Source organism: Pararhizobium sp. (assembly GCF_035497515.1).
GTDB lineage: Bacteria > Pseudomonadota > Alphaproteobacteria > Rhizobiales > Rhizobiaceae > Pararhizobium.
Genome location: NZ_DATJDJ010000080.1, coordinates 1 through 6,411, shown reverse-complemented (window position 1 = coordinate 6,411; position 6,411 = coordinate 1). Strand labels below are relative to the sequence as shown.

General features: G+C 61.0%; 7 protein-coding genes and 1 pseudogene. 1 reads left to right on the top strand and 7 read right to left on the bottom strand.

The features are described 5' to 3' along the window. Window positions 1-211 precede the first annotated feature (211 nt). The 6 genes and pseudogenes from arsK to VL202_RS09115 form a co-directional block, all read right to left on the bottom strand. Window positions 212-1,402, bottom strand: a complete 1,191-nt coding sequence (gene arsK / locus VL202_RS09140; protein ID WP_325463815.1) for an arsenite efflux MFS transporter ArsK — start codon at window positions 1,400-1,402, stop codon at window positions 212-214. After that, window positions 1,399-2,124 (bottom strand): arsenical resistance protein ArsH, encoded by a 726-nt coding sequence (arsH, locus tag VL202_RS09135; protein WP_325463814.1) that lies wholly within the window; start codon window positions 2,122-2,124, stop codon window positions 1,399-1,401. Before arsH ends, arsK begins: the two co-directional genes overlap by 4 nt. Beyond that, a complete protein-coding gene (gene arsC / locus VL202_RS09130; protein ID WP_325463813.1) occupies window positions 2,099-2,527 on the bottom strand; it encodes an arsenate reductase (glutaredoxin) in 429 nt (142 codons plus the stop codon). Before arsC ends, arsH begins: the two co-directional genes overlap by 26 nt. After that, entirely contained in the window at window positions 2,524-3,228 is a 705-nt protein-coding gene (locus VL202_RS09125; protein WP_325463812.1) for an MIP/aquaporin family protein, read from the bottom strand. Before VL202_RS09125 ends, arsC begins: the two co-directional genes overlap by 4 nt. Then, window positions 3,225-3,386, bottom strand: a pseudogene (locus VL202_RS09120) (GNAT family N-acetyltransferase); the annotation flags it as partial. The gene VL202_RS09125 and the pseudogene VL202_RS09120, both read right to left, overlap by 4 nt. Before the next feature lie 16 nt (window positions 3,387-3,402). Beyond that, on the bottom strand, window positions 3,403-3,765 hold the full coding sequence (locus VL202_RS09115; protein WP_325463811.1) for a metalloregulator ArsR/SmtB family transcription factor: 363 nt from the start codon (window positions 3,763-3,765) through the stop codon (window positions 3,403-3,405). Between the two features lie 42 nt (window positions 3,766-3,807). On the opposite strand from VL202_RS09115, the gene VL202_RS09110 reads away from it, so the two are divergent. After that, window positions 3,808-4,317 carry a DUF6428 family protein gene (locus tag VL202_RS09110; protein WP_325463810.1) on the top strand — a complete coding sequence of 170 codons (510 nt, stop codon included), beginning with the start codon at window positions 3,808-3,810 and terminating at the stop codon, window positions 4,315-4,317. Window positions 4,318-4,585: 268 nt separating this feature from the next. Here VL202_RS09110 and VL202_RS09105 read toward each other — a convergent pair. Then, a partial coding sequence (locus tag VL202_RS09105; protein ID WP_325463809.1) for a mechanosensitive ion channel family protein occupies window positions 4,586-6,411 on the bottom strand: 1,826 nt, incomplete at its 5' end.

Here is a 6,411-nt window from a genome sequence, read left to right as displayed (position 1 = left end):
CCGTTCAGCAAAAGCGCATCACCGTTAAAAGACGTAGATTACGATGGCTTAATCGTCGATTTTAGACTCTTTCCGTTGCAGCATGATTCTCCCATACTGCTTTCGATCGCATAATTGCTGGCTGGGGATCCCGCTCTGTGTGCCGTGCTTCATGCCCAAAGCGGGCAGGACAACTCGAATTCCCCAAAGCATTCCAGACGTGTCATGTTCCTCACTCTCCCGCTTTGCCCTCGTCTATTGCGAAAAATGCCACGACGCCGACTATGCCAATAAAGGCGATGAGCATGAGCGAGTAACTTACGCCAATGCCAACCATGGCAACCGCGAACGCAAAAGGCGCTGTCGCGGACACGATCAGCCTTGCCGCCATCACCTTGCCCTGAAGACGCCCGTATCCTTCGCTTCCGAACAGCGATAGCGGCAGTGTCCCCGTTACGATGCTGAAGAGGCCGTTACCACATCCGAAAAGAACGGCGAACGCCATCGCTCCGAGCATGGATGGCGCAGTGACCGTCAAGAGGGCAACGGCAAGAGCCATCAGGGACGCCGAGATCGCGGCCAGCGTCAGCGGTCGGATGTCACGTCCGAGGAGCATGTTGATCAGGCGGCTGCCGACCTGCGCGGGGCCGAAGAGTGTGCCGACCAACGCTGCTGCGGCCCCGAGACCCAGACTGGATAATAGCGGCACCATGTGGACGAGAACGGCCGATCCCACGAGGGCTTGCAACGAGAAGCCGACCACCATGAAGACGAATCCGGATCGCCGCCGCTGCGGCGGGAGGGATCCGGCGGCTCCGCTGGTTTCCCCAGTTCCTTCTCGCCGCCGCACCTTTCCGCCCGAAAAGGCGAACCGGACATGGATCGGCAGGCAGACGAGCGCGTTCAGCCCGGCGAACACGAGATAGACCTGCTGCCACGACATAAGGGCATGGAGCGCGGAGGTGGCTGGCCAGAAGATCGTCGAGGCGAAGCCGGCGATCAGGGTGAGGTACGTTATGCTTTTCTGGGCGACGTTCGGCGCGATCTGGACGAGGAGCGCGAAGGCAGCGCCGTACTGGACGAAGTTCGCCGCCACCTCGACGACGATCAGAGCCGCCACGAATGTCGGGCGATTAGGCGACAGGGCGCAGGCGACCAGTGCCAGTGCCGACACCAGCGATCCGCCCGTCATGACGCGCCCCGCACCGAACCGGTCGATCCATCTGCCGAGCGACGGCGAAACAAGACCGCCGATCAAGAGCGCCACTGACAGCGCGCCGAACATCCACTCGACCGACAGGCCGAAATCCCGCGCCATGTCCGGCGCAAGGATCGAGAACGAGTAGTAGAGGGTGCCGTATCCAATGATCTGCGTAACACCGAGACCAAGGATAGCTCCGATTGGCAACCGGTCGTCGCTCATATGGATTTCAGAGCCGTCCGCTTCTCGAGTTCGGGTGCGCGCTCCTTGCGCTCACTGTAGCGGTCGGTCAGGTAAACCGAGGCGCCCCGGGTGAGCAGGGTGAATTTCACCAGTTCCTCGCAGACGTCCACCACGCGGTCGTAGTACGAAGACGGCTTCATCCGCCCGTCGCCATCGAACTGCTCATAGGCCCTGGCGACTGACGACTGGTTCGGAATCGTGATCATCCGCATCCACCGGCCGAGTATCCGGAGTTGGTTCACGGCGTTGAACGACTGGCTGCCGCCGGATACTTCCATGACCGCCAAGGTCTTCCCCTGCGTCGGCCGCACCGATCCGATCGAGAGCGGAATCCAGTCGATCTGGGACTTCATGATCCCGGTCATCGCGCCGTGGCGCTCAGGACTTATCCAGACCTGGCCTTCCGACCAGGCGGACAGCTCTCGTAGCTCCTGCACCTTGGGATGGTCGACGGGTGACCCGTCGGGCAATGGCAATCCTCGCGGATCGAAGACACGGACCTCGCATCCGAAATGTTCGAGAAGGCGACGGGATTCGTGCGCGAGAAGGCGGCTGTAGGAAACCTCCCTGAGCGATCCGTACAGGATCAGTATGCGCGGCCTGTGCATCGAGATCGGCGGACGGAGCGCTTCGAGATCGGGCATGCGAAGATGTACGGCAACGGCAGCGGGCATATCAGGCAAGGCGCTTTCCCTCCGCATCGATGACCTGCTCGCCGTCTTCTTTCGCGAACGGCCCCTTGTGCGTGTCGGGGAGGATATCGAGGACAAGTTCCGACGGCCTGCTGAGCCGCGTCCCCATCGGAGAGACGACGAGCGGACGGTTGATGAGGATCGGGTCCTTCAACATCGCGTCGATGAGTTGGTCGTCGGTGAGGGCCGGATCGTCCAGCCCGAGTTCGGCGAAAGGCGTCCCTTTCTCCCGGATCGCCTGACGGACGGTCAAACCAGCGTCGGCGATCAACTTGACCAGTTCGGCGCGCGAAGGCGGCGTCTTGAGATACTCGATGACAACCGGCTCGATCCCGGCGTTGCGGATCAGTTCCAGCGTGTTGCGGGAGGTCCCGCATGCGGGGTTGTGATAGATCGTGACGTCCATAGTCATGGGGCGGTTTCCTTCTCGGTGAGGATGTGAGTATTGCGGGCGTCCATCAGCAACCACCCCGCCAGCATCATCGCCAGCAATGCACCTACGACTTCGGCGACGACAAAACCCGGCACATCGATCGGGCGGATGCCTGAAAAAGTGCGGGTCAACGATCGGGCGATGGCGACGGCGGGATTTGCAAACGACGTGGAAGCGGTGAACCAATAAGCCGCGGTGATATAGAGGCCGACCAACCCTGCCACGGCATCTGCGCGGAACCGCAACGCCGCGAGGATGACGAAGACCAGGCCGAAAGTCGCAGTGACTTCCGCGAACCATTGCGGACCGCCGGTGCGCGGTGTTTCCGAAACCTGCAGCAGCGGCAGTTCGAACATGGCATGTGCGAGCATCGTGCCGCAGATGCCGCCGACGACCTGTGCGGCGATATAGGCCGGAAAGCTGGAGGCCGATAGCTTGCGGCGAAGCGCGAAGACCAGTGAAACGACCGGATTGAAATGAGCACCAGAAATCGGGCCCAGAATGGTGATCAAAACGACCAGGATTGCCCCGGTTGCCAACGTATTGCCCAGCAACGCCAGTGCCGTATCACTCGTCAGCCTTTCGGCCATAATGCCTGATCCGACCACGGTCGCGACCAGTAAAAGTGTGCCCAATGCTTCAGCGACCAGCCGTCGGGGTAGCGGAAATTCGGCACTCATTCCGGCAGCCTCCGCGCCATCAAGATGGCGGAGGCAGGACACAGGCTTGCCGCCTGCCGCGTCGCCAGAATGGCCACCGGCGCTTCATCGTGGGCGATCGGGTAGAAACCGAGCTTCGCAAAGAACGGAGCGGCGGTTTCCGTCAACAAACAAGCGGCAAGATCGAGGTTCATGCTAAGCCAATCTCCGCGGAGTTGAACCTTCCAGTGTGCAGCAGGCGGCAACCTCTACTGCCGGCGCGCAAATCTCGGGATGGCCGGAGCAGCAGTCTTCCATCAGAAAGCGTACAAGGCCGCCGAGCGCATCGTAATTGGCGGTGTAGATGATCGAGCGCGATTCCCGTTGCTGAGCTATGAGGCCGGCGCGGTCCAGTTCCTTCAGATGAAAAGATATGTTGGATGGTGATACGCCGAGCTTTTCCGCAATCGAGCCTGCCGCCATGCCATCGGTTCCGGCCACAACGAGCATGCGGACGATCTGAAGACGGGTTTCCTGGGAGAGCGCTCCGAATGACACGAGGGCTTGACGTTGGTCCATTATTCAATAATCCTTGAAATGTTGAAACAAGGATTACCTCAAATGAATGCGATCGACAAGTCCATGTCTTCAGATATTAGCCTTGGTCTGCTGCTAGAGGCTCTGGCGGCATCTCCCCACCTGCCCCTTGTGTTCCACTACGATGGGCGATCGGTGAAACCGGGTTACCATGTGACCGAAGTCAAGGCCGGGCAGTTCTCGGCGCTGGACTGCGGCGCGAACCCGGAAGCCTGGCCGGAGATTTTCGTGCAACTCTGGGACGTCGAGGAAGGAGGCCGCACGCACATGCCAGCGAGCAAGTTTGCAGCCATCATCAAGAAAGTGACCGAGCACGTTCGGCTCGATGGATCCGCCAAGCTCACCTTCGAGGTCAGCGACGGCGTCCGGCCAATGCAGCTTTATTGCGCGTCGTCACCTTCGATCAGGGACGGCACGATCCATGTCGAACTGCTCGCGCGTGCCGCGAGTTGCAAGCCACGTGATCGATGGCTGGCAGAGCAAGCTCATACGGCGGCTTGTTGTGCGCCGACGACGCCAAGCTGCTGCGGATAGTTTGCCTATGGCCATTTCGGGCAAGAGCGAAAATTATCACCGCTCAACCTCGCTTGTTGATTGAGGCCCAAAGCCAGGCACGAAGAGGGCATCCAATCATGCCGGGTCCCGTTTTGGCGTCATTGGCGATCCGATGCTCAGAGGGCTTGAAACCGGAGATCATCGATGGCCGGCAAAGGTCGTCAACGTCATCACCATCCGCCGCAGTCGAGGGCAGCTAAATTGCTGCGGCCTCGATCCGGTCAGTATCGCTCCTGCCATTTCGTGCTCATAGGTTCGCTGCGGCGATCGCCTCGTTGTGTTTCGCCAGCGCCTGCTGGGCGGCGGCGGCAACGTCGGCGTTTCGCTCGCCTCCCGCGACCTGCACCGTCGGGAAGGCGGGCTTGATGCCGGCGTCGTGGAACGCCCTGTTGATCATCATCAGCGCGCGCCGCTTGAGGGTGAATTGCTCGCCGGGGATGGTGGTGAACTTCATGCGTAGAATCAGGCCTGAATCCCCCATGCTGTCGATGCCCTGCATCTTCAGCGGCTGGATGGTTATCGGCGCGAGTTCCGGATCGACCAGCAGTTCCTGTCCGATTTTCTTGATGATCTTGCGCGCCTTGTCCACGTCTGTGTCGTAGCCGACGGTAATTGTCAGCTTCTCGACGACCCAGTCCCGGCTGAGGTTCTGGACGGCGCCGAGCTCACTGAACGGCACGATGTAGACCGCTCCGCGATGATGGCGCAGCTTCACGGATCGCAGGCTGAACGATTCGACCGTTCCCTTGTAGCTGCCGCTCGATACGTACTCGCCGACCCGGAAGGCATCGTCGAGAAGGTAGAACATGCCGCTGATAATGTCCTTCACCACCGTCTGGGCACCGAAGCCGATCGCGACCCCGACAACCCCTGCCCCGGCAATCAACGGTGCGATCTCGATGCCCATCGCCGACAGGGCCATCATGATGGCGACCGCGACGAACAGGATCATCAGCACGTTTTTCAGGATGGGCAGCAGGGTGCGGATGCGCGCGCGCCGGCGTTCGCGGTCGCTTCCGGCCTCGTGGGCCAGTTCCGTCTCGACCAGCTTGCTGTCGATGAGTACCTTGACGACATTCCAGATCAGGTCGATCACCAAGAGGATGATGCCTGCGCTCAATGCCCCGCGCATCAACCGAAGCGGCACCGAATCCTGACTGGTAATGCCTCTCAGATTTATGTCGAGCACATTGGCCACCAGAACGATGGCTCCGACGATGAGTGCTGCCCGGATACCCCGCTCGATCATGACGGACGCGACACTCGGTCGGGTCTGAACGATGGCGACGACTTCGGAACCGCTGCCGGTTTCAGTCACGGGGACGTCACTGTCATCGACAATATCGACAGGCGCGTCGTCCTCTGCGGCCTCGCTGACAATTATGTTGGTCTGGAGCAGGTTGTCGATGGAGGCCCGCGTCAGGGCGATTGCACCTGGCAGTGCGGCTGCAACGACGGCGATCCAGAACGGCTTCATCATTCCAGCCACCCAGAGGAGCCACAGCGAAATGGAATATACCGTCCAGAGCCAGGTGCGCGTGCGAATGCCGATGCGCGTGAAGCGTCCCGTCGGCTCCACCGCGTAAGACGCCGGCCTGTTCCACACGGCTTCGAGGCCGAGGATGAGAAGAATGAACCCAAGTGCGTAGGCCGCAACCTGGCGGCAATTGTCAGAAAAGCCCAGCGTGGTCAGAAGGTGGACCGTGACGGCGCCGAAGGCGTACCAGCCGACGATGTATCCGAGCCGCCTCGCCCAATGCGCCGCCGCCTCATCGCTGACCGGAACGACCCGGAAGCGCGCGGCGTTTCCCGGGCCGACCGATCCGGAGGGCGCAAGCAGGAAGTCGAAAGTCACGCGCGCAAGCCGGAAGATGACCACGGCGAACAGGTAGACGACGACGGTTTCGCGGACCAGTGGCGACCATTCGAAGACAAGGAAGAAGCCGATGCTTCCCAAGGCGAAGGCCAGAACGTAGCAGATCGCCCAGAGCAGCCTGACGAAGATCGCAACGAGCTTGTCGCGCGGGGTCATGACCTGAAGCGATGCAATCCAGGCGCGCCAGCCACGGCTGG

Bases quoted from the DNA above. Each gene is read 5' to 3' on its own strand.
- arsK (WP_325463815.1), bottom strand. From the start codon at position 1,402: ATGAGCGACGACCGGTTGCCAATCGGAGCTATCCTTGGTCTCGGTGTT.
- arsH (WP_325463814.1), bottom strand. From the start codon at position 2,124: ATGCGGAGGGAAAGCGCCTTGCCTGATATGCCCGCTGCCGTTGCCGTA.
- arsC (WP_325463813.1), bottom strand. From the start codon at position 2,527: ATGACTATGGACGTCACGATCTATCACAACCCCGCATGCGGGACCTCC.
- VL202_RS09125 (WP_325463812.1), bottom strand. From the start codon at position 3,228: ATGAGTGCCGAATTTCCGCTACCCCGACGGCTGGTCGCTGAAGCATTG.
- VL202_RS09115 (WP_325463811.1), bottom strand. From the start codon at position 3,765: ATGGACCAACGTCAAGCCCTCGTGTCATTCGGAGCGCTCTCCCAGGAA.
- VL202_RS09110 (WP_325463810.1), top strand. From the start codon at position 3,808: ATGAATGCGATCGACAAGTCCATGTCTTCAGATATTAGCCTTGGTCTG.